The organism is Salipiger abyssi (genome assembly GCF_001975705.1).
Taxonomy (GTDB): Bacteria; Pseudomonadota; Alphaproteobacteria; order Rhodobacterales; family Rhodobacteraceae; genus Salipiger; species Salipiger abyssi.
Genome location: NZ_CP015093.1, coordinates 4,117,595 through 4,142,876, shown reverse-complemented (window position 1 = coordinate 4,142,876; position 25,282 = coordinate 4,117,595). Strand labels below are relative to the sequence as shown.

Below are 25,282 nucleotides of genomic sequence, written 5' to 3'. Positions count from 1 at the left end.
TCCGGCATGTCGGGGTTTGCGCGCGGTTCGGGCATGCCGGCCCTGCCGCGATGCAGCATGTCCTACGCTAACGGCGCGGCGGGGCGCCGGCAAGCCCGCCCGTCGCATGGGCGGCATGAGCCAGAGGCATAGATGCCATGCGGCACGCCGGAAAAGGAAACGCCCGCCGGTGGGCGGCGGGCGTTTCGAGCGATGCGGTCTGGCAGACAGGTCAGGCCAGCATCACCATCGGGTTCTCCAGGTTCTCGACGATGGCCTGGAGCAGCTCGGCCCCCAGCGCGCCGTCGATGACCCGGTGATCCACGGAGAGCGTCACCGACATCACCGTCGCCACGGTCAGCTCGCCATCGGCGCCCACGACCGGCTTCTTGACGCCCGCGCCCACGGCGAGGATGGCGCCATGCGGCGGGTTGATGACCGCGTCGAAATTGTCGATGCCGTACATGCCCAGATTGGAGATCGCAAAGCTGCCGCCGACATATTCATGCGGCGCGAGCTTCTTGTTGCGGGCGCGGCCCGCGAGATCCTTCATCTCGGCGGAGAGTGCCGAGAGCGATTTCATCTCGGCATCCTTCAGTACCGGGGTGAAGAGCCCGCCCTCGATCGCCACGGCGACCGCGACATCGGAGGGGGTGAGCTTGAGGATCCGGTCGCCGGCCCAGACCGCATTGGCGTCGGGCACCGATTGCAGGGCAAGCGCGCAGGCTTTGATGATGAAGTCGTTGACCGAGAGCTTCACGCCGCGGCCTTCGAGCTGCTTGTTGAGCTGGCTGCGGAATTTCAGCAGCGCGTCGAGCTTGATGTCGCGGCGCAGGTAGAAATGCGGGATGGTCTGCTTGGCCTCGGTGAGGCGGCTCGCCACCGTCTTGCGCATGCCGTCGAGCTTGACTTCTTCGTAGTCGCGGCCCTCGTACATCTTCTTGACCTGCTCGGCGCCGGGGCTGGCGGGCATGGCAACCGCATCGGCCTTGGCGGCGGGCGCCTCGGCAGCCGCGGGCGCAGCTTTCTCGGCGGGGGCGGCCTTGGCGCCCTCGACATCCGCCTTGACTATGCGGCCATGCGGGCCGGAGCCCTTGATCTGCGTCAGGTCCAGACCCTTGTCGGCAGCGATGCGGCGCGCCAGCGGGGTGGCGAAGATGCGGCTGCCATCGGCGGCTTCGGGCGCCGCCGGGGCAGGGGTGGCGGGGGTCGCCGCCGCGGCCGCCTGTTGCGGCCCCGGCTCGGGTTTCTCGTCCGCGGCGGGGGCCGGGGCGGGTTTTTCCTCTGCCGGCGCAGGGGCGGAGGAGGTTTCGATATCGTCGGCGCTCTCGCCCTCTTCCAGCAGCACGGCGATGGGGGTGTTGACCTTCACCCCCTCGGAGCCCTCTTCGATGAGGATCTTGCCGATGGTGCCTTCGTCCACCGCCTCGAACTCCATCGTGGCCTTGTCGGTTTCGATCTCGGCGAGAATGTCGCCGGAATTCACGGTGTCGCCTTCCTTGACCAGCCATTTGGCCAGCGTGCCTTCCTCCATGGTCGGCGACAGGGCGGGCATCAGGATTTCGGTGGGCATGTCTTCAGCTCTCCTCGGCGAGGGTCACGAGATCGTAGGGCGGGCGCGGCGTGCGGGCCGCTGCCCGCGCGATCACCGCCTTCTCGATCCTGCCGCGATGTGCGGCGATCCATTCATAGGCTTCTTGGTGGCTCGGGCGCTCGCCCGGGCGCAGCGTTTCCATGAGGCATTCGGGCACCAGCGCGGTGCGGGCGAGACCCTCGGCATCCACCCGGACCCGATAGGCCTCGCGCGCCACGTCGCGCCCGATCACCTCGACCGGGCTCACCGGTAGGTCACCTGCTTGACCGCCTCGAGCACCTCGGCGGTGGTCACCAGCGCGTGTTTCTCGAGATTGGCGGCATAGGGCATGGGAACGTCCTTGCCGGTGCAGTTGATCACCGGCGCATCGAGATAATCGAAGGCGTTCTGCATGATATAGGCCCCCAGATGGTTGCCGATGGCGCCCACCGGGAAGCCCTCCTCGACGGTGACGCAGCGGTTGGTCTTCTTCACCGACTCGATGACCGTGCCGTAATCGAGCGGGCGCAGGGTGCGCAGGTCGATCACCTCGGCCTCGACGCCGTCTTCGGCAAGCTTTTCAGCCGCTTCCAGCGCGTATTGCATGCCGATGCCAAAGCTGACGATGGTCACGTCCTTGCCCTCGCGCCAGATCTTCGCCTTGCCGAAGGGAACGGTGAAATCGTCCATGTCCGGCACATCGAAGCTGCGCCCGTAGAGGATCTCATTTTCCAGGAAGATCACCGGGTTCGGGTCGCGGATGGCGGATTTCAGCAGGCCCTTGGCGTCGGCTGCGGAATAGGGCATCGCCACTTTCAGACCGGGGATCATCGCGTACCAGGCGGCATAGTCCTGACTGTGCTGCGCGCCGACGCGGGCGGCGGCGCCGTTCGGGCCGCGGAACACGATGGGACAGCCCATCTGGCCACCGGACATATAAAGCGTCTTGGCCGCCGAGTTGATGATCTGGTCCATCGCCTGCATGGCGAAGTTGAAGGTCATGAACTCGACGATGGGTTTCAGCCCGCCAAAGGCCGCGCCCACGCCGATGCCGGCAAAGCCATGCTCGGTGATCGGCGTGTCGATCACGCGCTTGGCGCTGAACTCGTCGAGAAGCCCCTGGGTGACCTTGTAGGCGCCCTGATACTCGGCGACTTCCTCACCCATGACGAGCACATTGGCGTCGCCGCGCATCTCTTCGGCCATGGCGTCGCGAAGTGCTTCGCGCACGGTCTGGCTCTTCATCGCCGTGCCCTCGGGCCAGTCGGGCGAGGCCGCGGCGGCGGGCACCTTGCTTTCCGGCGCTTCGGCCTGCGCCGGAGCGGCGGCAGGGGCCTCTTCGGCGGCGGGCGCTTCGGTCGCCGGGGCAGGGGCCTCGGCATCCTCGACGCTTTCGCCTTCCTCGACCATCACCGCGATGGGGGTGTTCACCTTGACCCCCTCGGTGCCTTCCTCGATCAGCAGCTTGCCGACGATGCCCTCGTCGACCGCCTCGAATTCCATCGTTGCCTTGTCGGTCTCGATCTCGGCGAGGATGTCGCCGGAGGTGACGGTGTCACCCTCCTTCACGAGCCATTTTGCCAGCGTGCCCTCTTCCATCGTGGGCGAGAGCGCGGGCATGAGAATCTGTGTTGCCATTGTCGGGTATCCTCCTGCCTCAGGCGTCGATCGCGTCGCCCTGCGGCACTTCGCTGGCGTAGATATCGGTCCAGAGTTCGTCGAGCGCCGGCTCCGGGCTCTCCTTGGCGAACTCGGCGGACGCGTTCACGATGTCCTTGATTTCCTTGTCGATCGCCTTGAGGTCGTCCTCGGTGGCATGTTTGCCCTGCAACAGCAGGTCGCGCACATGCTGGATCGCGTCGCGCTCTTCGCGCATCTTCTGGACCTCTTCGCGGGTGCGGTATTTCGCCGGGTCTGACATCGAGTGACCGCGATAGCGATAGGTCTTGATCTCGAGGATATACGGCCCCTTGCCCTCGCGGCAATGCGCCACGGCCTTCTCGCCGGCCGCCTTGACCGCCAGCACGTCCATGCCGTCGACCAGCTCGCCGGGGATGCCGAAGGGCGCGCCGCGGGTGTAGATGTCCTCGGTAGAGGTCGAACGCTTCTGCGAGGTGCCCATGGCGTACTGGTTGTTCTCGATCACGAAGACCACCGGCAGCTTCCAGATCGAGGCCATGTTGAAGGTCTCGTAAACCTGGCCCTGGTTGGCCGCGCCGTCGCCGAAATAGGTGAAGGTGACGCGCTTGTTGTCGAGATACTGGTCGGCAAAGGCGAGACCCGCGCCCAGCGGCACCTGAGCGCCGACGATGCCGTGGCCGCCGTAGAAATGCTTCTCGCGGCTGAACATGTGCATCGAGCCGCCCTTGCCCTTGGAATAGCCGCCCTCGCGGCCGGTGAGCTCGGCCATCACGCCGTTGGGGTCCATGCCGCAGGCCAGCATGTGGCCGTGGTCGCGGTAGGAGGTGACGCGCTTGTCGCCCTCCTCGGCGGCGGCTTCGAGCCCGACCACCACGGCTTCCTGACCGATGTAAAGGTGACAGAACCCACCGATGAGTCCCATGCCGTAAAGCTGGCCTGCCTTCTCTTCGAAGCGCCGGATCAGCAGCATGTCGCGGTAATATTGCCGCAGCTCATCGGGCGAGACGTTCGGCTTGGCAGCGGGTTTCCGGGCGGCCATGGCGATTCCTCCCCAACTAGTTTAGTGTTAAACTTTCTTGTACACTATCCAGAGCTAGCGCGAGTGTCAAAGGGCTCAAGCCACGGGTGCCGAAAAAACCGCGCGGGTGCGCGCATGCAGTTTTTCTTGCACGGTCCCAAGGGTGCGGTAATATCCCGGATATGAGAAAGATTCCCGGAGATATCCCGTGCCCGAAACCCTGACCGACCGCCTGTCGCAGCGCCTCGCCCGGCTGCGTGCCGAGCGCGGGCTGACGCTCGATCAGCTCGCCGAGCAGAGCGGGGTGAGCCGCGCCGCCCTGTCGCGGCTGGAAAAGGGCGAGGTCAGCCCGACTGCCGAAGTATTGGGCAAGCTTTGCGCCGCCTATGGCATGACCATGTCGCGGCTGCTGGCGATGGTGGAGGAGGGCTTCACGCCGCTCCTGCGCCGCGACGATCAGGCGGTCTGGCGCGATGGCGGCTTCACCCGGCGCGTGGCCTCGCCCGGCGGCGCGGCGCTGGCGGCGGAGGTGTTGGACTGCCGGCTCGAACCGGCCAGCCGCATCGCCTATGACGCGGCTCCGGTGCCGGGGCTGGAGCACCATTTGCTGCTGGTCTCGGGCCGCCTGAAGGTAACGCTGGAGGGCGAGACATACAGCCTGCGCCCCGGCGACACGCTGCGCTACCGGCTGACCGGCGCCTCGGTCTTCGAGACGCCGAAAGAGAAGGGCGCGAAATATGTGCTCGTGCTGGTGACGCCATGAGCCTGACGATCCGCGAGCTTTTCGCCGCAGAGGCCGAGGCGCAGATCCCGGCGCTCGGCACGCTGCTGCGCCATTGCGTCGAGGACGGCGCCAGCGTCGGCTTCGTCATGCCCTTTCCGCAGCAAGAGGCGGAGGCGTTCTGGACCAACTCTGTGCTGCCGGCACTGCGCGGCGGCCATCGCATCCTTTGGGCCGGATTCGCGGGAGAGGCGCTTGTCGGCACGGTGCAGCTCGATCTTGCCGCGATGCCCAACCAGCGCCACCGCGCCGAGGTCTCCAAGATGCTGGTCGCTCCGTCTCATCGCCGCCGCGGCATTGCCCGGGCGCTGATGCAGGCGCTGCTCGCCCGCGCCGCAGAGGAGGGCCGCAGCCTCATCACGCTCGACACCCGCAGCGGCGACGCCGCCCAGCCGCTCTATGCCGCCTGCGGCTTCGCGGTCGCCGGTGAAATCCCCGGCTACGCGCTCGCCCCCGACGGCAGCCCCCACAGCGATCCCACGACCATCATGTACCGGGCCTCGTAGCTGCCCGCGTCTTCTTCTCTTTGCAAATACGCCATAACCACGAGACCCTGAGGGCAGGACACCGGCAGCAGGGCGTCACCTCCGCCAGAGGCCCGAGCCCGCCCGGGCGGGCGAGATATCCTGTGCGGCGCCCGCGCCGCGCCGCTTTGATCACTCCTGCTTGCACCGCCGCTGCCGGCCGCTATGGTGGCCATCCCGATGTGTCTCTAAAGGTACGAAATGAAATCTCTTTTCAGTAAAATCGCCGCGCTTTCTCTGGTCGCCACGCTTTCTCTCGGTGCGCAGGCCGCAACCGCCGATACCCCGACAGTGCTGGTCGATGACAGGTTCGAGGTCTTCGGGATCACGTTCGGGCAGGCCTATGGCTCCGTTCATCTGGTCTATTCCGTGCGCGAGCTCGGAGGGCAGACGGTGCTGTGCGGAATGACCGCGCATGAAAAGCCGCAAACGCTGCGCTTTCGACGCAAGATTCTGCGCAAGACCTGGCTGAAAGCCGGCGGCAAGAAGGTCCTCGGCGATCTGTCTTTCTTCGAGGAATTCGGTGTGCTCGAGGAGGGCGATCCCATTCTGGGCGCCGCGGCGGCCTGTGCGCCGCTTCCGGCCTCGGCGCGCGCGCCCTACGAGCTCGGCATGGACCGGCTCTCAATCCGGCCCTGATGGCGCCACTGCGCCGGTTTTGCCTCTCGCACCGCCGGCGCATTGCCTTTATAAGCCCGCCGCAGCAGCAGAGGAGTCGCCCGCTATGACCGGAGAGCTTTCGCCGATCGACAAGGCCAAGTTCGTGGCCGCAAAACGCGCCGCCGAATTCGTCGAGAGCGGCATGCGTGTCGGGCTCGGCACCGGCTCCACCGCCGCCTGGCTGGTGCGCTGCCTCGGCGAGAGGGTGCGCGAGGAGGGGCTGCGCTTTCAGGGGGTGCCGACTTCGACGCGCACCGCCGAGCTGGCCCGCGAGGTAGGCATTGAGGTGATCTCGCTCGACGAGGCGCGCTGGCTCGATCTCACCATCGACGGTGCCGACGAGTTCGACGGCGAGCTGAACCTCATCAAGGGCGGCGGCGGCGCGCTGCTTCAGGAAAAGATCGTCGCCACCGCCTCCGACCAGATGGTGGTGATCGCGGATGCCGCGAAAGAGGTCGAGACGCTGGGCGCCTTCCCGCTGCCGGTGGAGGTCATCCCCTTCGGCTGGACCGCCAGCCAGGCGCTGCTCGAAGAGGCGCTGGTCTCGATGGATGTGATGGGGCGCAAGACGACGCTGCGCATGAATGGCGAGCGTGCCTTCATCACCGACGAGGGCAATTACATCCTCGACCTGCATGTCTCGCGCATCGGCAATCCCCGCCAGCTGGCGCTGGTGCTGAACCAGATCCCCGGCGTGGTCGAGAACGGGCTTTTTATCGACATCTGCGATCAGGTGGTGATCGGCTATGGCGACGGGCGGGTGGAAACCCGCGATATCAATGCCGGCACGGTGTCCGAAGACCGCGTGGATTTCGTCGAAAGCGACAATCTCTTCCAGGACATCTGAGCCGGGATCGCTGCCGGTGAGGCGCCGGACCGGGTCCGGGGCGGGTGTCGCGGGGCCTCTCGCCCTGCGCCAAAATGCGCGCTTTGGCGTCCCATTCCCGACCGTCTCGCTCTGGCAATCCCCCGCCCCCTATGGTCTACCATGCGCGCAAGCGAACAAAGGGGCGATGCATGAGCGATTTCGACTATGATCTCTTCGTCATCGGCGGCGGCTCCGGCGGCGTGCGCGCGGCGCGTGTCGCGGCGGGCGAGGCCGATGCCAAGGTCGGGCTGGCCGAGGAAGACCGCTATGGCGGCACCTGCGTGATCCGCGGCTGTGTGCCCAAGAAGCTGATGGTCTTTGCCAGCGAATATGGCGAGGTGGTCGAGGACGCGCGCAATTACGGCTGGGATCTGAAGGAAGGCGCCTTCGACTGGAAGGGCTTCAAGGACAGCCTCAATACCGAGCTCGACCGGCTGGAAGGCGTCTACCGCTCGCTGCTGAAGAATTCCGGCGTCGACAGTTTCGACGCCCGCGCCAAGGTGAAGGATCCGCATACGGTGGAACTTTCGACCGGCGAGACCTTTACCGCCAAGCATATCCTGCTGGCCACCGGCGGGCGCCCGGTGCGGCCCGATCTGCCGAATGCCGATCTGGGGATCGTCAGCGACGATATCTTCCACCTGCCGGAACTGCCGAAAAGCATCCTGATCGTCGGCGGCGGCTATATCGCCTGCGAATTCGCCTGCATTCTCAACGGGCTGGGCGTCGAGGTGACGCAGATCTATCGCGGCGCGCAGATCCTGCGCGGCTTTGACGAGGAGGCGCGCGGCCTGATCGCCGACAGCATGAAGGATCGCGGCGTCGATCTGCATCTGGGCACCGATATCGTCGAGATGCGCTGCGCCACCGACGAGGATCTCGAAGGCAACCCGGACGGGCGCATTCCAATGGGCACCCCGATGCACGAGGACCCGGCGCTGCATCCCGAGGGCGGTAAGCGCGGCGGGCCGATCTGGGTCAAGGCCACCAATGGCCGTGCGCGGGTCTTCGACGCGGTGTTCTTTGCCACCGGGCGGGCGCCCAACACCGTGGATATGGGGCTGGAAGAGATCGGGGTGAAGCTCGGCCGCAAGGGCGAGGTCGAGGTCGACAAGTACAGCCAGACCGCGGTGCCCTCGATCTATGCCATCGGCGACGTGACCGACCGGGTGAACCTCACCCCCGTGGCGATCCGCGAGGGCATGGCCTTTGTCGAGACGGTCTTCAAGGGCAACCCGACGCCGGTGGATCACGAGCTGATCCCCTCCGCCGTCTTCACCCAGCCGGAATTCGGCACGGTGGGCCTCAGCGAGGAAGAGGCGCGGGAGCAGGAACCGGTGGAGATCTACTCCACCTCCTTCCGCCCGATGCAGACGGCCTTTGCCGGACGCCCGGACCGTGTGATGATGAAGCTCGTGGTGTCGAAGGAGACGCGCAGGGTGCTGGGCTGTCATATCGTCGCGCCGGGGGCGGGCGAGATGATCCAGCTTGCCGGCATCGCGGTGAAGATGGGCGCCACGAAGGAAGATTTCGACCGCACGGTCGCGGTGCATCCGACCATGTCGGAAGAGATCGTGACCATGCGCAAACCGGTTCGGAGCGCTTGAATCCCTGCGCAAAATGCACAGGTAGAAGCGGGACAGGACGACAGCGTTTTACGGGAAGGGAAAAGGCTTCATGGCAGGAAACAGCGGCGGCCCCTGGGGCGGCGGTGGTAACAGGGGCGGCGAGCGGCCGCCCAATGGCGGCGGCGGCGGTGGGCGCCGGCCCGACGACCCGCAGATCCCCGAGATCGACGAGCTGGTGAAAAAAGGCCAGGAGCGTCTGCGCGTGCTCATGGGCGGGCGCGGCGGCGGCAATGGCGGCGGCTCGAATTCGGGCGGCGGCTCGGGCGGGCCCGGCTTCAGCAAGGGCACCTTGGGGATCGCCGCGCTGGTGGCGCTGGGTCTTTGGGGCTACATGAGCTTTTACACCGTGAAGCCCGAAGAGCAGTCGGTCGAGCTGTTCCTCGGCAAGTACAGCGCGACCGGCAATCCGGGTCTGAACTTCGCGCCCTGGCCGCTGGTCAGCGCCGAAGTGGTGAACGTGACCTCCGAGCGCACCGAGACCATCGGCGCCGGGCGCGGCAATTCCGCCGACGGGCTGATGCTGACCACCGACGCCAATATCGTCGATATCGAGTTTCAGGTGGTCTGGAACATCAACGATCCGGCGAAACTGCTGTTTAACATCCGCGATCCGCAGCTGACGGTTCAGGCGGTGTCCGAGGCGGTCATGCGCGAGATCATCGCGGCCAGCAACCTCGCGCCGATCCTCAACCGCGACCGGGGCATCATCGCCGATACCGCGATGGAGCAGATCCAGGCGACGCTCGATGAATACGAGTCGGGCATCAGTGTGGTGCGGATCAACCTCGACACCGCCGATCCGCCGCGCGAGGTGATCGACGCCTTCCGCGAGGTGCAGGCCGCCGAGCAGGAACGCGACCGGCTGGAACGCCAGGCCGATGCCTATGCCAACCGCGTGGTGGCCGAGGCGCGCGGTCAGGCGGCACAGATCCGCGAAGAGGCCGAGGGCTACCGTGCCCGCGTGGTCAACGAGGCGGTCGGTGAGGCCAGCCGCTTTTCCGCCGTGCGCGAGGAATATTCCAAGGCACCCGAGGTCACCCGCCGCCGTCTCTATCTGGAGACCATGGAGCGTGTGCTGGGCAGTGTCGACAAGACCATCCTCGACGAGAGCCTGACCGGCGGAGAGGGCGGTGTGGTGCCCTATCTGCCGCTCAACGAGTTGAACCGCAGCCGCACGACGACGGGGGGCAACTGATATGCGCAAGACAACCTTTATCGTCCCGGCACTGGTGATCGCGCTGGTGCTCGTGCTCTCCTCCATCTTCGTGGTGGACGAGCGTGAAAAGGCGCTGGTGCTGCAATTCGGCCAGATCAAATCGGTCAAGGAAGAGCCGGGGCTCGCGTTCAAGATCCCCTTCATCCAGGAAGTGGTGAAATACGACGACCGCATCCTGTCGCTCGACACGGACACCATCGAGGTGACGCCCTCGGACGACCGCCGCCTCGTGGTCGACGCCTTCGCGCGCTACCGCATCGCCGATGTGGTGCAGTTCCGTCAGGCTGTCGGCGTGGGCGGTGTGCGCACCGCCGAGGACCGGCTTTCGGGCATCCTGAACGCGCAGATCCGTGAGGTTCTGGGCGCCGATCAGGTGACCTCCGACGTGATCCTCTCGGCCGACCGGCGCCAGTTCTCCAACCGCATCCGCGACAATGCCCGCTCTTCGGCGCTGTCGCTGGGGCTCGACGTGGTGGATGTGCGGCTCAAGCAGACCAACCTGCCGTCGCAGAACCTCGAAGCCACCTTTGCCCGGATGCGCGCCGAGCGCGAACGCGAAGCCGCCGACGAGATCGCGCGCGGCAACGAGGCGGCGCAGCGGGTGCGCGCGCTGGCCGACCGGACGGTGGTGGAAACCCAGTCCGAAGCCGACCGCGACGCCAACGTGATCCGAGGCGAGGCCGATGCGGAGCGCAACGGCATCTTTGCCGAGGCCTACGGCGCCGATCCGGAGTTCTTTGCCTTCTACCGTTCGCTTCAGGCCTATGAGACGGCGCTCGAGGGCAGCAACTCCTCGCTGGTGATGACGCCCGACAGCGAGTTCTTCGAGTACTTCAAGAACCAGGGCACCGCGGGGGCGAATTGACGCTGACCGATATCGGAACGGGGATCGCGCTGGTCCTCATTATCGAGGGGCTGGTCTATGCACTGGCCCCTTCGCTTGTGGAGCGCCTGCTGGAGGCGCTGCGCGCGATGCCGCTGGAGGCGCGGCGCAATCTCGGGCTGCTGAGCATCTTGACGGGGCTGTTGCTGCTCTGGATCTTTCGCGGCTAGGCGCGGGATCGGGCCGGGATCTCCGGCGGGGCATATGCCCCCGGTGACCGGAACATGAAAAGGGGCGAGCCTCGCGGCCCGCCCCTTTCCGTTCTCACAGACACAAGGGACGTCAGTGATTGTTGTAGGCGTGCTTCTCGTGCACCGCGGCGACGATGATGGTCCCGAAGGTGATCGCGACGGCGATCAGCAGGAACAGCATCATCACGGCGGGCTTGTCGGCGAAGGTGAAGTAGGCTTCGGCGCCTTCCCAGCTTTCGATCGGAGAGGTGTTCATGGGATCTTTCCTTTCTTACTCTGCCGGGGTGCCGGCGGCCGCGGGGGTCGCGACATTGACCGGGGCCGGGGTGTAGGTTTCGGGATAGGCCGAGACCGGAACCTTGACGATGTCGAGACCCTTTTCCTGGATGTGATCCGGCACGCGCAGCAGGCCGAAGACCTTCAGGATATAGGAGGCGACATAGCCCGGCACGAAGCCCAGAACCGCCATGGTCACGGCGCCGACGATCTGGCCCCAGAGGCTGACCGGGGGCATGCCGTCGACATTCGGGTAGCCGGCAGCGAAGATCCCGCAGGAGACCACGCCGATCAGGCCGCCGATGCCGTGCACCGGAAAGGCGCCGACGGCGTCGTCGATACCCATCTTCTCGAGCCAGACGGCAACCATCGGCACGACGAAGCCGCCGAAGGTGCCGAGCGCGAAGGCCACCGGCGGATAGTAGACATCGAGGCCCGAGGCCGCGGCGAAGATACCGATCAGCGCGCCGGACATCATCCAGAACGGATCGCGGGTCTTGACCCAGGCGCCGATGATGCCGCCCGCCATGCCCATCAGCGTGTTGAAGGCAAAGGCCGAGAGCGTGGTCGGCTGGCCGTAGATGTTGATCCACTGTTCGCCCGGCATATAGATGATGCAGCCGCCGAGGAAGCCGAAGAAGCCGACGATGATCAGCATCAGACCGGTGATCGTGAACGGCACGTTGTGGGCGAAGATGGCATTGGCACTGCCGTCTTCGTTGAACTTGCCGACGCGCGGGCCGAGGTTCAGCAGCACACCCAGCGCGAAGAAGCCCGCCACCATGTGCACGACGCCGGCGGCGCCCACATCGTGATAGCCGAACTTGACGGTCAGCCAGCCGGTCGGGTGCCAGCCCCAGGCGCCACCCAGAATCCACACGACCGAGCCCAGCAGGATCGCCAGGATCAGGAAGCCGGCGGTCTGGATGCGCTCGATCACCGCGCCGGAAAAGATCGAGGCGGTGGTGGCGGCAAAGAGCGTGAAGGCCGCCCAGAAGATGCCGGTGGCGTTGTCGGCCAGGTTCGGCCCCATCGACAGTTCCCACGGCAGGCCCGAGGCATCGGCAGAGGGCAGCAGGCCGTTGTAGAACGACAGGTAGATATACCAGCCGAAGAAATAGAAGGTCGGCACCATGAAGGCGAAGGCGAGGATGTTCTTGATCCCCGAGGCCAGCACGTTCTTCACCCGGCTCGCACCCATCTCATAGGCGAGAAAGCCCGCGTGAATGGCGATCATCAGCGCCGTACACCACCAGTAGAAGATCTCTGAGTTGATCGTGCCCGACATGGCGGTGCTGCTCTCCAGAGCAGCCAACCGCTCAGTCAGGGCGGCGAGTTCCTGTTCCATCGTTCATAATTCCCCATTGCGGATGTTTATGTGTGGGAGGAGCGTGCCTCCTGACACTAGGAGTGAATAAAGTTTCCTCAGGGCAAAACGCGGCGAAGAGCTGACAAGGGGGAAACCCCATGTTTGTTCAATCTGCGGCGCGTTTGGCTTGGGGCTGCCCATTTCCTGTGCGCTGCGTGAACAGCGGCTGCCATTTAGGCGGGCAATTCTCCCCGTGCGAATATTTTTTTCCCCTGAATAATATCTTTTTCTGGACAAGCACCGAGTCGTCCGGCCTTTCTGGAGGCAGAAAAGCTCATGCAGGGACTATGTAGACATGGATATCGAAGCATTCGTCGAACAGGAGGGACGGGACGAGCTCGTCAAGCAGGTGCGCGAAAAGATCGACGCGCTCGGGATCGAGTATCTCTACCTCCAGTTCGTCTCCGTCACCGGCAAGGTGATGGGCAAGGGCATTCCCGCCGACCATTGGGAAAGCGTCGCCAAGAAGGGGTTCCAGCTCGTCTATGGGGCGACGATGAACCTCTTTACCAACCGCGCCGGCGACTACATGGGCTACGGTCCCGAGGCCGCCGAGCTGGTGGGCATTCCCGAGCCCGAGACCTTCATGCAGCTTCCCTGGGCGCCCGAGATCGGCCGGATCTTCTGCACGCTGTTCCGCAACCGCGAGGAAAAGACCGATCCCGGCGCCTATCTCACCGCCGATTGCCGCGGCAACCTGCGCCGGCTGCACGAGGAATTCAAAAAGAAGCACGGGCTTCAGCTGCGCATCGGCACCGAGCCGGAGATGATGTGGCTGAAATACGATGAGAACGGCAAGCCGTCCGACGGCATGTCGAAACCCTATTGCTACCATATCGACCAGTTCGAGAGCCTGCGCCCGGTGTCGATGCAGGTGATCCGCTACGCCCGCAAGATGGGGCTCGACATGATCCAGGGCGATCACGAGGACGCGCCCGGCCAGCTCGAACTCAACTGGACCTTCGACGACGTGCTGCGCAATGCCGACCGTCTGACCACCTACCGCCAGCTCTGCGCGCAGGTGGCGCGGGAAAACGGCATCTTCGCCTGTTTCATGACCAAGCCCTTCATGGGGGTCTCGGCCTCGGGCTGTCACCACAACATGTCGCTCTGGACCGAGGGCGAGGACGTGTTCAAACGCACCGGCAACGATCCGGACAACCTGCCGGGAATGCAGGGCAACTATATGTATGTGCAGGGTGGCGATAACACCTTCATGCCCGATACCGACGATCCGCAGATGCCGGGCGCGACCGGGCTCAAGGCGATCGGCGGGGTGGTGCATCACCTTCAGGCGCTGACCGCCATCGGGGCCTCGACGGTGAACTCCTACCGTCGACTCTGGGATACCGGGTTCTGGGCGCCGGTGTTCAGCGACTGGGGATTCCAGAACCGCACCACGGGCCTGCGCGTCTCGGCGCCGGGCCGGTTCGAATATCGCTCCGTCGACTCGATGGTGAACCCCTATCTGATGGGCGCGACCCTGCTGGCCGCGATGGATGACGGGCTCGACAAGGGGCTCGATCCCGGCGCGCCGGAAGAGCGCAACATCTACGACGCCATGGCGCAGGGCAAGAAGGTCAAGAAACTGCCGATGTCGCTGGGCGAGGCGCTGGCGCATCTCGAAAATGACGAGGTGGTGCAGCGCGGCCTGCCGGGCGAGATGTTCCGGCTCTACCACGAGTACAAATCCGACGAGTGGGCGCGCTTCATGTCCACCGTCACCGATTGGGACAAGGACACCTATATGGAGTGCCTGCCATGAGCGCCGAAACCCTCTTTGCCGACGCGCCCTATCTCGACGTGGCCGATCCGGCCTTTTCGCTCCGGTCCGAGCCGGTGCGGGAGGCCCGCCGCGACAGCTGGTTCGCCCGCACGCCCTATGGGCTGGCGGTGCTGCGCCACAAGGAGATGGGCGAGCTGCTCACCCACAAGAGCCTGATCCAGGGCAGCCATGCCTGGCCGGCGCTGAACGGGATCACCGAAGGCAGCTTTGCCGAGTGGTGGAACAAGTCGATCCTGGTGACCGAGGGCGACGATCACTGGCGCCTGCGCAAGCTGGTGAACCCGGCCTTCTCGCCGAAGGTGGTCAAGGCGCTGATGCCGGAATTCGAGCGCATCGCGACCGATCTCGCCGACGGGTTCATCGCTAAGGGCGCCTGCGATTTCATGGAGGATTTCGCCGATCCGTACGCGGCGCGGGTGCTCTGCCTGCTGCTGGGCCTGCCGGAAAGCGAGGCGCCCTTCATCCTGCGCACCTCGGCGACGATGGGGCTGGCGCTGGGGGTGAACTTCAAGGCCGAGGCCGAGAATATCGAGGCCGCGACCGAAGAGCTCGGCGCCTATATCGCGCAGGTTCTGGCGGACCGGCAGGCGACTCCCGGTGAGGATATCCTGTCGATCATGGTGCAGGCCTCGGAGGACGGCGACCGGCTGAGCTATGACGAGCTGCACAATCTGGCGCTGATGCTGGCCTTTGCCGGGGTCGACACGACCCGCAACCAGCTCGGGCTGGGCATGTCGATGTTCGCCGCCCATCCCGAGCAGTGGGAGGCGCTGGCCGCCGATCCGTCGCTCGACATGGCGGCGGCGACCGAGGTCATGCGCATGCGCCCGACCATCACCTGGGTGTCGCGCGAGGCCATCGAGGCGTTCGACTATGGCGGCATCACCATCCCCAAGGGCACCGTGCTGCATCTCTATTCCGAGAGCGCCGGCACCGATCCGGCGGTGATGGGCGAGGCGGGGTTCGACATCACGCAAAAGCGGGCGCGGAATTACGGCTTCGGCGGCGGCATCCACCACTGTCTCGGCAATCTGGTGGCGCGTAACGACATGGCGGTGGCCTATCGCGTGCTCTCGGCCGGGATGGGTGCGCCCAGCATTGCCGAGGGCGCGACCTGGCTCGCCGACAGCGGCAATACCGGCCCGATCTCGCTGCCGATCACGTTCTTGCCGCGCTGAGGGGGCGGCATGCACGCGCAGCGACACATGCGGAGGCCGGCACAGGCCTACCCGGGCGGCGCGCTACAGCGCGTCGAGCGGGGTTGCGATCAGCCCCAGCGCGCGGGCGGTCTCCAGCGAGAGCTGCGCGCTGTCGAGCCCGCGCTCTTTCTGGTACTTGCGGATCGCCGCCTGCGTGGGCGCGTCGAAACGCCCGGTCACGCTGCCGCTGAAATAGCCGCGCGCCGCCAGCGCCCGCTGCACCGAGGAAATGAGCTCGGGCGTGGTCTGCTCGGGGCAGGGGGTTTCGAAGCGCAGCTCGCCGCGCGGCTTGACCACGCGCGGCACCGGCGCCCGGCGATAGACCGGCGGGCGGATCACCGTGCCGTCTTCGGCGATCTCGGCCTGCACCACCTGGATCTCGCCCATGACGTGCTCGTAGATCGCCGGTGTCACCTCGCGCGCCCAGCAGGTGCCGTCGGCCATGCGTTCCGGCGCGGGCGGTGCCTCTCCGGGCCAGTTGCCGGTGCTGTCCGTGGGCGCCTCGCAGGCAGCGAGCGCGAGCGCCATCGCGGCGATCAGGCGGGAGGTGAGGTGCATCTGCTCGAGCCTTCGTATCCGGGCGGGGCTTTGCGGCGGAGGATAGCGGCTTTGCGCGGCGTGGAAAAGCCATGCGGGCGGATGTTCATGAATTGAGCACCCTGCCGTGCAAAGCTGTGACAAATTGGGATAGAACGGCCGGTCTGCGGCGTCGCGCCCCGGGGAAGGGGCTGGCGCAGCGAGCGCGGGCTGCATAGGTAAACGATCATGACGAGACGACGGAGACGAACAGGCAATGGCAAAGATCACTTACATCGAGCATAACGGCACGGAACATGTGGTAGATGTGCCCACGGGTCTCACCGTGATGGAAGGCGCCCGCGACAACGGCATTCCCGGCATCGAGGCCGATTGTGGCGGCGCCTGCGCCTGTTCGACCTGCCATGTCTATGTGCATCCCGACTGGGTGGGCAAGCTGCCCGGCAAGGAAGAGATGGAAGAGGACATGCTGGATTTCGCCTATGAGCCGGATCCCGAGCGCTCGCGCCTGACCTGCCAGCTCAAGGTGAGCGACGCGCTCGACGGTCTGGTCGTGCAGATGCCGGAGAAACAGATCTGAGGCGCTTTGCCCGGTCTCTCCGCTCCGGCCTCGCGCGCGGCGCGGGTCTGGCGCTCGGGCTGTTTCTGACCTTTGAGGGCGCCGATGCTGCGCCCCGGCTGATCGCGGCGGAGTATCTGGAGCCAACGACGCGCTACGATCACGGCGTTCTTGGCGATGCGGTGGAATGGGGCGCGCTGCGGCTGCGGCTGTCCGAGGAGGGCGCGCAGCGCGATGTGGTGATCCGCCTGCCGCAATCGCGGGTCTTCGAGGACGTGGCGCCCAGGCTTGTCGATCTCGGCGGCAGCATGGCGGCGATGGTGGTCGAAAGCGATCTCTCGCGCGGTGCGCGTCTGGCACTCTACACCGGGGACGGGCTGTTGGCGGCGGCGCCGTTCATCGGCCAGCGCAACCGCTGGCTGGCGCCGGTTGGGGCGGGAGATCTCGATGGCGACGGGCGGATCGAGCTCGCTTATATCGACCGGCCGCATCTGGCCAAGACCCTGCGCGTCTGGCGCTATGTTCCCGGCAGCGCCGAGTTGCGCGCCGTGGCGGCGCGGCGGGGGCTGACCAATCACCGCATCGGCTGGGGCTATATCGAGGGCGGTCTGCGCGATTGCGGGCAGGGGCTGGAGATGATCACGGCGGATGCCGTCTGGGGCCGGCTCATGGCCTCGCGCCTCAGCGGCGGCAAGATCGAGAGCCGCGCGCTCGGCCCCTATGGTGAGGCGGCACTGCGCGCCGCGATGGACTGCCGCTGAAGCCGCCCGGATGGATGCGCCGCGCGCAAATCGGGCTTTGCTTTCGCCGCCGGCACGCTTACGGATTGATCCATGAGATTGTTATTTCTTGGAGATGTGGTGGGCCGCGCCGGGCGCGCCGCCATTTCGGACAGGCTGCCCGGGCTGCGCGAAGAGTGGAAGCTCGATTTCGTCGTGGTCAATGGAGAGAACGCCTCGAACGGTGCCGGACTGACCGGCGAGCATGCCAAGCTGCTGCTCGCGGCGGGGGCCGATGTGGTGACGCTTGGCGATCATGCCTTCGATCAGAAGGACATGCTCAGCTTTATCGAAAGCGAGCCAAGGGTGGTCCGCCCGGTGAACTTTGCCAAACAGGCGCCGGGGCGCGGGCTGGGGCTCTTTGCCGACCGGCGCGGGCGCAAGGTGCTGGTGACCCAGGTGCTGGGGCAGGTCTTTATGAAGCGCCCCTTCGACGACCCGTTCTCGGCCATGGACGATGTGCTGCGCCGTCACCCGCTGGGCGGCATGGCGCAGGCGATCATCGTTGACATGCATTGCGAGGCGACCTCGGAGAAGATGGCGATGGGCCATTTCTGCGACGGGCGCGCGAGCTTTGTCGTCGGCACCCATACCCATGTGCCCACCGGCGACGCGCAGATCCTGCCGGGGGGCACCGGGCTGCTCTCGGATGCGGGCATGTGCGGCGATTACGATTCGGTCATCGGCATGGACAAGGTCGAGCCGATGCGACGCTTTGTGACCGGCATGAGCAAGGGGCGCTATCAGCCGGCGCTGGGCGAGGCCACGCTCTGCGGCGTTTTCGTCGAGACCGACGACCGCACCGGCAAGGCGATCACCGTGAAGATGGTGCGCCAGGGCGGGCGGCTGGAGCAGGCGGGGCCCTGACGCCGGTTTCCTGAGCATCTGCACGGATCCTCTCGCGCAATCGCTCAGGAGCCTGCGGCGCGCGCCTGCGTCTTCGCCGCGCTTGCAAGAGCGGCGGCGCGTCGCCAGAATGCGTCGGGTTGGGCAGAGACAGGCTATTCTTACATGCAGTTCATCGCATTGAGCCAGACCGCGCAGGCCTGGGTGACCATCGCGACCGTGGTCGCGATGTTCGTGCTATTCGTCCGCGAGCGCTATCCCACCGAAGTGGTGGCGATCGGCGGGGTGGCGGTGCTGCTCGGGCTGGGCGTGCTGCCCTATGATGCGGCGCTCGAGGTGCTGTCGAACCCGGCGCCCTGGACCATCGCGGCGATGTTCATCGTGATGGGGGCGCTGGTGCGGACCGGCGCGCTCGACGCCTTCGCCACCTTTGCCCAGGGCGAGGTGGCGCGGCGCCCGCGCCGGGCCATCGCGGTGATCATGGTGGTGGTGCTGATCGCCTCGGCCTTTATGAACAACACCCCCGTCGTGGTGATGATGCTGCCGATCTTCGTGCAGATTTCTCAGGTGCTGGGGGTGCAGCCCTCGAAGCTGCTGATCCCGCTCAGCTATGCGGCGATCCTCGGCGGCACCACAACGCTGATCGGCACCTCGACGAACCTGCTGGTCGACGGGGTGGCGCGCAGCCAGGGGCTGGAGCCCTTCACCATCTTCGAGGTCACGCCGCTGGCGATTATCCTGGTGGCCTGGGGGATGTTCTATCTGGTCGTGGCGGGGCGGTTCCTGCTGCCCGAACGGCATTCCATGGCGGGTATGCTGTCGGATCGCTCGCGGATGAAATTCTTCACCGAGGCGGTGATCCCGCCCGAGTCGAACCTTATCGGTCGCGAGGTTCTGGGGGTGCAGCTCTTCAAGCGCGAGGGGGTGCGTCTGGTCGATGTGGTCCGCGGCGACGAATCGCTGCGCCGCGAATTGCAGGACGTGGTGCTCGAGGTCGGCGACCGGGTTGTCCTGCGCACGCAGATGACCGAGCTGCTCAGCCTTCAGCGCAACAAGTCGCTGAAGCGGGTGGACCAGATCTCGGCGCGCGAGACCACCACGGTCGAGGTGCTGATCACGCCGGGCTGCAAGATGGTGGGCCGCAGCCTTGGCGCGCTGCGCCTGCGCCGGCGCTACGGGGTCTATCCGCTGGCGGTGCATCGGCGGAACCAGAATATCGGCCGCAAGCTCGACGATCTGGTGGTGCGCGTCGGCGACACGCTGCTGCTGGAGGGCTCGCCCGAGGACATAAAGCGCCTCGCCGACGAGCTCGAGCTGGTGGATGTCTCCCACCCCTCGGCGCGGGCCTTCCGGCGCGGACACGCGCCCATCGCCATCGGCGCCATGGCGGGGATCGTGGTGCTGGCGGCGCTCGGCGTGGCGCCGATCCTGGCGCTGGCGGTGATCGCCGTGGCGGTGGTGCTACTGGCGCGCTGCATCGACGCGGACGAGGCGTTTTCCTTTGTCGAGGGGCAGCTCTTGGCGCTGATCTTCGCCATGCTGGCCATCGGCGCGGCGCTCGACGCCTCTGGTGCCGTCGAACTGATCGTGAAAGCCGTGGCGCCGCTGATGGAGGTGCTGCCGGCGCCTCTGCTCATCTGGGCGGTGTTCCTGCTGACCTCGGTTCTGACCGAGGCGGTGAGCAACAATGCGGTGGCGGTGGTGGTCACGCCCATCGCGATCTCGCTGGCGCAGGCTCTGGGGATCGATCCGCGCCCGCTGGTTGTTGCGGTGATGGTGGCGGCCTCGTGCAGTTTCGCAACGCCCATCGGGTATCAGACGAACACACTGGTCTATGGCCCTGGCGGCTACCGGTTCTCGGATTTCCTGAAGGTCGGGGTGCCGCTGAACCTGAGCGTGGGGGTGCTGTCCGCGCTGGTGATCCCGCTGATCTGGCCTTTGTGAGGTGTCCCAGGATTTTTCGTACGAAAAATCCTGGGAGAAAAATTTTCGGAGGAAAATTTTGGGGGATCAGCCGTAGCGCTGCACGAAGTTTCTCAGGATGCGCTCCGGCCAGGTGACCTCGGAGGCGCGGCACATGGCGATCAGATCGTCCGCCTCGGACGGGTCGAAATAGCCCTTGTGCCGATAGATGCGGATGCGGGTCTCGAACCCCGCCGCGTCGGCCTCGGGATGGAACTGCGTGGCATAGACGTTCTGCCCGTGACGGATCATCTGGAACGGGCAGGGCGCCGAGCGCAGCAGATGCACCGTGCCGGCGGGCAGGATCTGCACCGCCTCCTTGTGCCCGACAAAGGCGTCGAACCCGTCGGGCAGCCCGTCGAGCAGCGGATCGCGCCCGCCCGCCTCGGTCTTGTCGCAGCGCACCGGCCCCACCGGCTCGCCATAGCGCGCCTTGCTGACCTCGGCGCCGAGATGGTGTGCGAGGATGCCGATGCCGTAGCAGCAGCCAAGGAAGGGCACATCCGCGCCGGTGATCGCCGGCATCAGCGACAGGCAGGCGGCCTCGATCCGCGCCTCCTCCGGGGATTTGCGTTCCGGCGGGTCCGAGACGCAGCCGGGCCCGCCGCCGACGATCACGCCCGCATAGTCGCGCGGGTCGAGCCCTTCGGGCAGCGGCTCGCAATCGAGGTGGATGCGGTGCACCTGCGCCGCGCTCAGCCCGCCCTTGCGCAGGAAGGCGGCGAATTCGTCGTCGCTGGCCTCGGTCTCGGGGCGCAGCTGGAGGATCAGGAAGCGGCTCATGACAGCGGCTTTACCCCGGTTGCGCGCCTCGGGGAAGGGGGCGCTCGTGGCGCGCACTGGCAGGAGTATTTGCCGGAAAGATGAAAGCCCGGGCGCGGCGGGGCCGGACGGGCTTGCGGCAGAGCCACGCTCTGGGCTATAGCGCGGTGCGATATTCCGAAGTTTTCCGACGAGGCAAGAGGCACCATGGCCGGCCATTCCAAATGGGCAAACATCCAGCACCGCAAGGGCCGTCAGGACGCGGTCCGGGCGAAGCTCTTCTCGAAATTCTCCAAGGAGATCACCGTCGCCGCCAAGATGGGCGACCCCGATCCCGACAAGAACCCGCGCCTGCGGCTTGCCATCAAGGAAGCCAAGAGCCAGTCCATGCCCAAGGACAATATCGAGCGCGCCATCAAGAAGGCGTCCGGCGGCGAGGGCGACAATTACGAAGAGATCCGCTATGAGGGCTATGGCCCCAATGGCGTGGCGGTGATCGTCGAGGCGATGACCGACAACCGCAACCGCACCGCCTCCAACGTGCGTTCGACCTTCACCAAGAACGGCGGCAATCTCGGCGAGACCGGCTCGGTGGCCTTCATGTTCGAGCGCAAGGGCGAGATCGTCTACCCGGCGGATGCCGGCGATGCCGACACCGTCATGATGGCGGCGATCGAGGCCGGTGCCGAGGATGTGGAAAGCTCCGAGGACGGCCATGTCATCTATTGCGCCGATACCGATCTGAACGAGGTCTCCAACGCGCTCGAGGCCGAACTCGGCGAATCCGAAAGCACCAAGCTGATCTGGAAGCCGGGCACCACCACCGAGCTCGATCTCGACGCCATGCAGACGCTGATGAAGCTGGTCGATGCGCTTGAGGACGACGATGACGTGCAGCGCGTCACCACCAATTTCGAAGCCTCCGACGAGGTCATGGCGCAGCTCTGAGCGGGCGCTTCCGACGACACGGACATGACGGCCCGGGAGACGCGCGCTCCCGGGCCGTTTTGCGTCGCCGGTAGCGGGGTGGCGAAACCCGGTTGCATCTCTGGCCGGTGCGGGGGCACAGTCGCGCCAAGCGACGAAGGAGCCCTCTGCCATGGCCGACACCGCCTATCTCGACGGGCCGAATGCCCGCCTCGCCTATGTCCACACGCCCGGTGACGGCCCGACCGTGGTGTTTCTCTCGGGCTACAAATCCGACATGGAGGGCACCAAGGCGGTGCATCTGGAGGCCTGGGCGAAGGCGCGCGGGCGGGCCTATCTGCGGCTGGATTATTCCGGCCACGGGCAATCGGGGGGCGCGTTCGAGGCCGGCTGCATCGGGGACTGGGCGGCGGATGCGCAGGCGGTGATCGAGTCGGCGACCGAAGGGCCGCTGCTGCTGGTGGGCTCTTCCATGGGCGGCTGGATCGGCAGTCTGCTGACGCAGCGGCTGGCCGGGCGCGTCGCGGGCTTTGTCGGCATCGCCGCGGCGCCGGATTTCACCGAGGACGGGTTCTGGGCCGGCTTCTCCGAAGAGGAGCGCCGAAAGGTGATGGAGGAGGGCGTGACCTATCTGCCCTCCGCCTATGGCGATCCCTATGCGGTGACCAAGCGGCTGATCGAGGACGGGCGCGACAACCTGGTGCTGCGCGCGCCGCTGCCGATGCCCTTCCCGGTGCGTCTGATGCAGGGCAGCGCGGACGAGGCTGTGACCCGCGAAACCGCGCTGCGGCTCTTCGATCATATCGACAGCCCGGATCTGCGGCTGAGCTTTGTGAAGGGCGCCGATCACCGCTTTTCCGAGCCGGAGAATCTGGCGATGATCGAGGCGGCGATTGCCGAGATCGGCGGCTGAGCGGTGCGGGCCGCGCAAGCAACGCGCTGCGGCGAGACGTAAGGAGGGTGCCATGGAGCCGAGAGTAAGCCTGATCACGCTGGGGGTGCGCGACATGGCGCGCGCGACGGCGTTCTACGAGGCGCTGGGATGGGTCCGCGCCGAAAGCCCCGACGGGGTGATTGCCTTCGATCTGCTGGGCCAGACGCTGGGGCTTTACCCGCTGCATGCGCTGGCCGAGGATATCGGCGTGCCGGTCGAAGAGCTCGGCCACGGCGCGCTGACGCTGGCGCATAATCTACGCAGCCGCGAGGAGGTGGAGACGCTGCTGACCCGCGCCGAGGCGGCGGGGGCGCGCATCCTGAAGCCGGCGCAGGAGGTGTTCTGGGGCGGCTATCACGGCTATTTCGCCGATCCCGAGGGCCATATCTGGGAGATTGCGCATAACCCGTTCGCGCCGCTGCGCGAGGAAGACGGGGCGTTTCGCTGGAACGGCTACGGCGAGGCTTAGCGCCGCCGGAAACGCTTTGCTAACCATTCCCGGGTGACACTGATCGCGCCAGTCATGGAGGAGGGCGCGATGCAGGGACAGCACGGTGAGGACTACCCGGCGTTTCTGCGCGCCATGGCAGGGACGCTCTGGACCGAGCGGGCGCTCGATGCCGGGCTGGCAGGCATCTGCCATCCGCAGCTCATTCACCGGCAGGCACAGGCCATGGGCTTTGGCGCCGGCGCGATCCGCGCCGAGGCGGTGGAGCTGCTGGCGGCGCTGCCCGATCTCGCGGTGCGGACGGAGGATGCGATCTGCTCCGGTGCGCCGCGGCTCGGGCTGCTGGGATCGCAGCGGCTGCTGATGCAGGGCAGCCATGACGGTGCCGGCGCCTTCGGGGCGCCGTGCGGGCGGCGGCTGCGGTTTCGTGCCATGGCCGATATCTATGCCAAGGACGGGCGGATCAGCGAGATCTGGGCATTGCGCGACAGCGGCGCGATCCTGCGCCAGCTCGGACTGCGCGTCTCCGACTGGGCGCGCGAGCGCGCCGCCTGTCTGGATCCCGAGGACGGGCCGTTTCACCCGGGGCTGGATCAGCCCGGCCCCTATACCGGTCAGGGCAACGGCAATCACTGGGGCATGGCCTTTGCCGCGCTGATCGAGCGGATCATGGCGGCGGGGTTCTCCGAGATCCCGGCGCAATACGATCCGGCGGCGCGGCTGGCCTATCCCGGCGGCGTGGCGGCGCAGGGGCCGGGCGGGGCGGAGCGCTTCTGGTTCGGGCTGCGCGCGGCCTTTCCCGATGCGCGCTTCGTCATTCACCACCGCATCGGGCGCGAGGACCGGCTGCTGCCGCCGCGCGCCGCGCTGCGCTGGTCGCTGACCGGACGGCACAGCGGCTGGGGCGCGTTCGGGCGACCGAGCGGGGCGGAGGTGCATGTGATGGGGATCAGCCACGCGGAATTCGGCCCCTCCGGCCTGCGCCGGGAATGGACGCTCTATGACGAGGCGGCGGTCTGGATGCAGATTCACGCTCCGCGCCACGCCGCCCCGGTCGCGCGGGTCGTCGCGGCGGAGTAACGCCGCTTCGCGGCCCTCGGCGCATTCCCGCTTTTCCTCGCCGCGTGCTCTGGTAGGATTCCGCGCAAAGACGGGGCAGCAGAAAACGGGGCAGGGTATGTCGGGCGCCTTACAGGGGCGGGAAGACGGTATTGCGGGGCGGCATGGCTGAGCCCCTCGTCCTGCTGCCCGATCTGATGTGCGATGCGCGGCTCTTTGGCCCGCAGATCGCAGATCTGTCGCGCGAGATGGCGGTGATGGTGGCGCCGGTCGCTGGCGGCGAGCGGGTCGAGGAAGTCGCCTCGGGGCTGCTCGACGTGTTGCCGCAGCGCTTTGCGCTGGCCGGGCTCGGGCTAGGCGGCATTGTCGCGATGGAGCTGCAACGGCGGGCGCCGGACCGGGTGTCGCGGCTGATGCTGATGAACACCACGCCACTGGCCGAGACGCCGCAGCAGGCGGCGGAGCGCGATCCGCTGATCATCAAGGCGCGGGCCGGGCGGCTCGACGAGGCGGTGCGTGCGCTCTTCCCGTCCGACAGCCTCGCGCCCGGGCCCTACCGGGGCGAGATCCTCGCCATGCTCTCGGATATGGCCGACGGGCTCGGGCTGGAGGTGTTCGTGCGGCAGATCCGCGTGCTGCAACGGCGCCGCGACCAGCAGAGCGCGCTGCGCAAGTTGCGGGTGCCGGTGACGGTGCTCTGCGGCGCCCATGACCAGCTCTACCCGGTCAAGCGTCAGGCCTTTCTGGCGGAACTCATCCCCGGCGCCCGGCTCGCGGTGATCGAGGAGGCGGGGCACCTGCCGCCGCTGGAGGCGCCGGATGCGGTGAGCGCCGCGATCCGGGCCTGGATGGCCGAGCCGATGCTGCTGCGCTGAGC

At 66.6% G+C, this 25,282-nt stretch carries 27 protein-coding genes; 19 read left to right on the top strand and 8 right to left on the bottom strand.

Annotated elements, in window-relative coordinates; all coding sequences use genetic code 11:
• Positions 1–211: 211 nt before the first annotated feature.
• From Ga0080574_RS23700 to pdhA, 4 genes are read right to left on the bottom strand one after another with little or no spacing between them, the layout of a single operon-like run.
• Complete coding sequence (locus Ga0080574_RS23700) at positions 212–1,552, bottom strand: pyruvate dehydrogenase complex dihydrolipoamide acetyltransferase (RefSeq protein ID WP_076705442.1); 1,341 nt, start codon at positions 1,550–1,552, stop codon at positions 212–214.
• Positions 1,553–1,556: 4 nt separating this feature from the next.
• Positions 1,557–1,820, bottom strand: coding sequence for a hypothetical protein (locus Ga0080574_RS23695; protein ID WP_076705440.1), 264 nt, complete (start codon positions 1,818–1,820; stop codon positions 1,557–1,559).
• Positions 1,817–3,190, bottom strand: coding sequence for a pyruvate dehydrogenase complex E1 component subunit beta (locus Ga0080574_RS23690; protein WP_076705438.1), 1,374 nt, complete (start codon positions 3,188–3,190; stop codon positions 1,817–1,819). The genes Ga0080574_RS23695 and Ga0080574_RS23690 overlap by 4 nt, the downstream gene beginning before the upstream one ends.
• A gap of 19 nt (positions 3,191–3,209) precedes the next feature.
• The gene (gene pdhA / locus Ga0080574_RS23685) at positions 3,210–4,232 is read right to left on the bottom strand and encodes a pyruvate dehydrogenase (acetyl-transferring) E1 component subunit alpha (protein ID WP_076705437.1); all 1,023 of its coding nucleotides are present in this window, start codon (positions 4,230–4,232) and stop codon (positions 3,210–3,212) included.
• A 187-nt stretch (positions 4,233–4,419) separates the two neighbouring features.
• Here pdhA and Ga0080574_RS23680 point away from each other — a divergent pair, with 187 nt between their 5' ends.
• The 8 genes from Ga0080574_RS23680 to Ga0080574_RS23645 all read left to right on the top strand — a co-directional run bounded on the left by Ga0080574_RS23680 (position 4,420) and on the right by Ga0080574_RS23645 (position 10,941).
• Positions 4,420–4,974: a helix-turn-helix domain-containing protein gene (locus Ga0080574_RS23680; protein ID WP_076705435.1), complete on the top strand. Its 555-nt coding sequence runs from the start codon at positions 4,420–4,422 to the stop codon at positions 4,972–4,974.
• Positions 4,971–5,498 carry a GNAT family N-acetyltransferase gene (locus Ga0080574_RS23675; RefSeq protein WP_076705433.1) on the top strand — a complete coding sequence of 176 codons (528 nt, stop codon included), beginning with the start codon at positions 4,971–4,973 and terminating at the stop codon, positions 5,496–5,498. The genes Ga0080574_RS23680 and Ga0080574_RS23675 overlap by 4 nt, the downstream gene beginning before the upstream one ends.
• Positions 5,499–5,717: 219 nt before the next feature.
• Positions 5,718–6,155: a hypothetical protein gene (locus Ga0080574_RS23670; protein ID WP_076705431.1), complete on the top strand. Its 438-nt coding sequence runs from the start codon at positions 5,718–5,720 to the stop codon at positions 6,153–6,155.
• 85 nt (positions 6,156–6,240) lie between these two features.
• Positions 6,241–7,023 (top strand): ribose-5-phosphate isomerase RpiA, encoded by a 783-nt coding sequence (rpiA, locus tag Ga0080574_RS23665; protein WP_076705429.1) that lies wholly within the window; start codon positions 6,241–6,243, stop codon positions 7,021–7,023.
• Positions 7,024–7,193: 170 nt separating this feature from the next.
• Positions 7,194–8,651 carry an FAD-dependent oxidoreductase gene (locus Ga0080574_RS23660; RefSeq protein ID WP_076705428.1) on the top strand — a complete coding sequence of 486 codons (1,458 nt, stop codon included), beginning with the start codon at positions 7,194–7,196 and terminating at the stop codon, positions 8,649–8,651.
• 70 nt (positions 8,652–8,721) lie between these two features.
• Positions 8,722–9,867 (top strand): FtsH protease activity modulator HflK, encoded by a 1,146-nt coding sequence (hflK, locus tag Ga0080574_RS23655; protein ID WP_076705426.1) that lies wholly within the window; start codon positions 8,722–8,724, stop codon positions 9,865–9,867.
• A 1-nt stretch (position 9,868) separates the two neighbouring features.
• Complete coding sequence (gene hflC / locus Ga0080574_RS23650; RefSeq protein ID WP_076705424.1) at positions 9,869–10,753, top strand: protease modulator HflC; 885 nt, start codon at positions 9,869–9,871, stop codon at positions 10,751–10,753.
• Positions 10,750–10,941 (top strand): DUF2065 domain-containing protein, encoded by a 192-nt coding sequence (locus tag Ga0080574_RS23645; protein WP_076705422.1) that lies wholly within the window; start codon positions 10,750–10,752, stop codon positions 10,939–10,941. The genes hflC and Ga0080574_RS23645 overlap by 4 nt, the downstream gene beginning before the upstream one ends.
• A 112-nt stretch (positions 10,942–11,053) precedes the next feature.
• On the opposite strand, the gene Ga0080574_RS26335 is transcribed toward Ga0080574_RS23645, so the two are convergent.
• Both Ga0080574_RS26335 and Ga0080574_RS23640 read right to left on the bottom strand, forming a co-directional pair.
• On the bottom strand, positions 11,054–11,218 hold the full coding sequence (locus Ga0080574_RS26335; protein WP_198039764.1) for a hypothetical protein: 165 nt from the start codon (positions 11,216–11,218) through the stop codon (positions 11,054–11,056).
• Between the two features lie 15 nt (positions 11,219–11,233).
• Positions 11,234–12,586 (bottom strand): ammonium transporter, encoded by a 1,353-nt coding sequence (locus tag Ga0080574_RS23640; protein WP_076705420.1) that lies wholly within the window; start codon positions 12,584–12,586, stop codon positions 11,234–11,236.
• A gap of 316 nt (positions 12,587–12,902) precedes the next feature.
• Between Ga0080574_RS23640 and Ga0080574_RS23635 the strand changes: the two genes are divergently transcribed.
• Together Ga0080574_RS23635 and Ga0080574_RS23630 are read left to right on the top strand one after the other, a co-directional pair.
• The gene (locus Ga0080574_RS23635; protein WP_076705419.1) at positions 12,903–14,372 is read left to right on the top strand and encodes a glutamine synthetase family protein; all 1,470 of its coding nucleotides are present in this window, start codon (positions 12,903–12,905) and stop codon (positions 14,370–14,372) included.
• Entirely contained in the window at positions 14,369–15,571 is a 1,203-nt protein-coding gene (locus tag Ga0080574_RS23630) for a cytochrome P450 (protein ID WP_076705417.1), read from the top strand. The genes Ga0080574_RS23635 and Ga0080574_RS23630 overlap by 4 nt, the downstream gene beginning before the upstream one ends.
• Positions 15,572–15,634: 63 nt before the next feature.
• On the opposite strand, the gene Ga0080574_RS23625 is transcribed toward Ga0080574_RS23630, so the two are convergent.
• Positions 15,635–16,150: a peptidoglycan-binding domain-containing protein gene (locus tag Ga0080574_RS23625; protein ID WP_076705414.1), complete on the bottom strand. Its 516-nt coding sequence runs from the start codon at positions 16,148–16,150 to the stop codon at positions 15,635–15,637.
• Positions 16,151–16,385: 235 nt separating this feature from the next.
• On the opposite strand from Ga0080574_RS23625, the gene Ga0080574_RS23620 reads away from it, so the two are divergent.
• The 4 genes from Ga0080574_RS23620 (at position 16,386) to Ga0080574_RS23605 (ending at position 20,257) form a co-directional block, all read left to right on the top strand.
• Positions 16,386–16,709, top strand: a complete 324-nt coding sequence (locus tag Ga0080574_RS23620; RefSeq protein WP_076705412.1) for a 2Fe-2S iron-sulfur cluster-binding protein — start codon at positions 16,386–16,388, stop codon at positions 16,707–16,709.
• Positions 16,710–16,870: 161 nt separating this feature from the next.
• On the top strand, positions 16,871–17,449 hold the full coding sequence (locus Ga0080574_RS23615; RefSeq protein ID WP_335743516.1) for an FG-GAP repeat domain-containing protein: 579 nt from the start codon (positions 16,871–16,873) through the stop codon (positions 17,447–17,449).
• A gap of 72 nt (positions 17,450–17,521) precedes the next feature.
• The gene (locus tag Ga0080574_RS23610; RefSeq protein WP_076705408.1) at positions 17,522–18,334 is read left to right on the top strand and encodes a TIGR00282 family metallophosphoesterase; all 813 of its coding nucleotides are present in this window, start codon (positions 17,522–17,524) and stop codon (positions 18,332–18,334) included.
• A gap of 144 nt (positions 18,335–18,478) precedes the next feature.
• The gene (locus Ga0080574_RS23605; protein ID WP_076705407.1) at positions 18,479–20,257 is read left to right on the top strand and encodes an SLC13 family permease; all 1,779 of its coding nucleotides are present in this window, start codon (positions 18,479–18,481) and stop codon (positions 20,255–20,257) included.
• Between the two features lie 66 nt (positions 20,258–20,323).
• Here Ga0080574_RS23605 and Ga0080574_RS23600 read toward each other — a convergent pair whose 3' ends face one another.
• Positions 20,324–21,058, bottom strand: coding sequence for a glutamine amidotransferase (locus tag Ga0080574_RS23600; RefSeq protein ID WP_076705405.1), 735 nt, complete (start codon positions 21,056–21,058; stop codon positions 20,324–20,326).
• A 186-nt stretch (positions 21,059–21,244) separates the two neighbouring features.
• Here Ga0080574_RS23600 and Ga0080574_RS23595 point away from each other — a divergent pair, with 186 nt between their 5' ends.
• From Ga0080574_RS23595 to Ga0080574_RS23575, 5 genes are all read left to right on the top strand, one after another.
• Entirely contained in the window at positions 21,245–21,985 is a 741-nt protein-coding gene (locus tag Ga0080574_RS23595) for a YebC/PmpR family DNA-binding transcriptional regulator (protein ID WP_076705403.1), read from the top strand.
• Between the two features lie 151 nt (positions 21,986–22,136).
• Positions 22,137–22,877, top strand: a complete 741-nt coding sequence (locus tag Ga0080574_RS23590; RefSeq protein WP_076705400.1) for an alpha/beta fold hydrolase — start codon at positions 22,137–22,139, stop codon at positions 22,875–22,877.
• Positions 22,878–22,929: 52 nt separating this feature from the next.
• A complete protein-coding gene (locus Ga0080574_RS23585) occupies positions 22,930–23,367 on the top strand; it encodes a VOC family protein (protein WP_076705398.1) in 438 nt (145 codons plus the stop codon).
• Between the two features lie 69 nt (positions 23,368–23,436).
• Complete coding sequence (locus Ga0080574_RS23580) at positions 23,437–24,426, top strand: nuclear transport factor 2 family protein (RefSeq protein ID WP_076705396.1); 990 nt, start codon at positions 23,437–23,439, stop codon at positions 24,424–24,426.
• A 143-nt stretch (positions 24,427–24,569) separates the two neighbouring features.
• Positions 24,570–25,280, top strand: coding sequence for an alpha/beta fold hydrolase (locus Ga0080574_RS23575; protein WP_076705395.1), 711 nt, complete (start codon positions 24,570–24,572; stop codon positions 25,278–25,280).
• Positions 25,281–25,282: the final 2 nt, after the last annotated feature.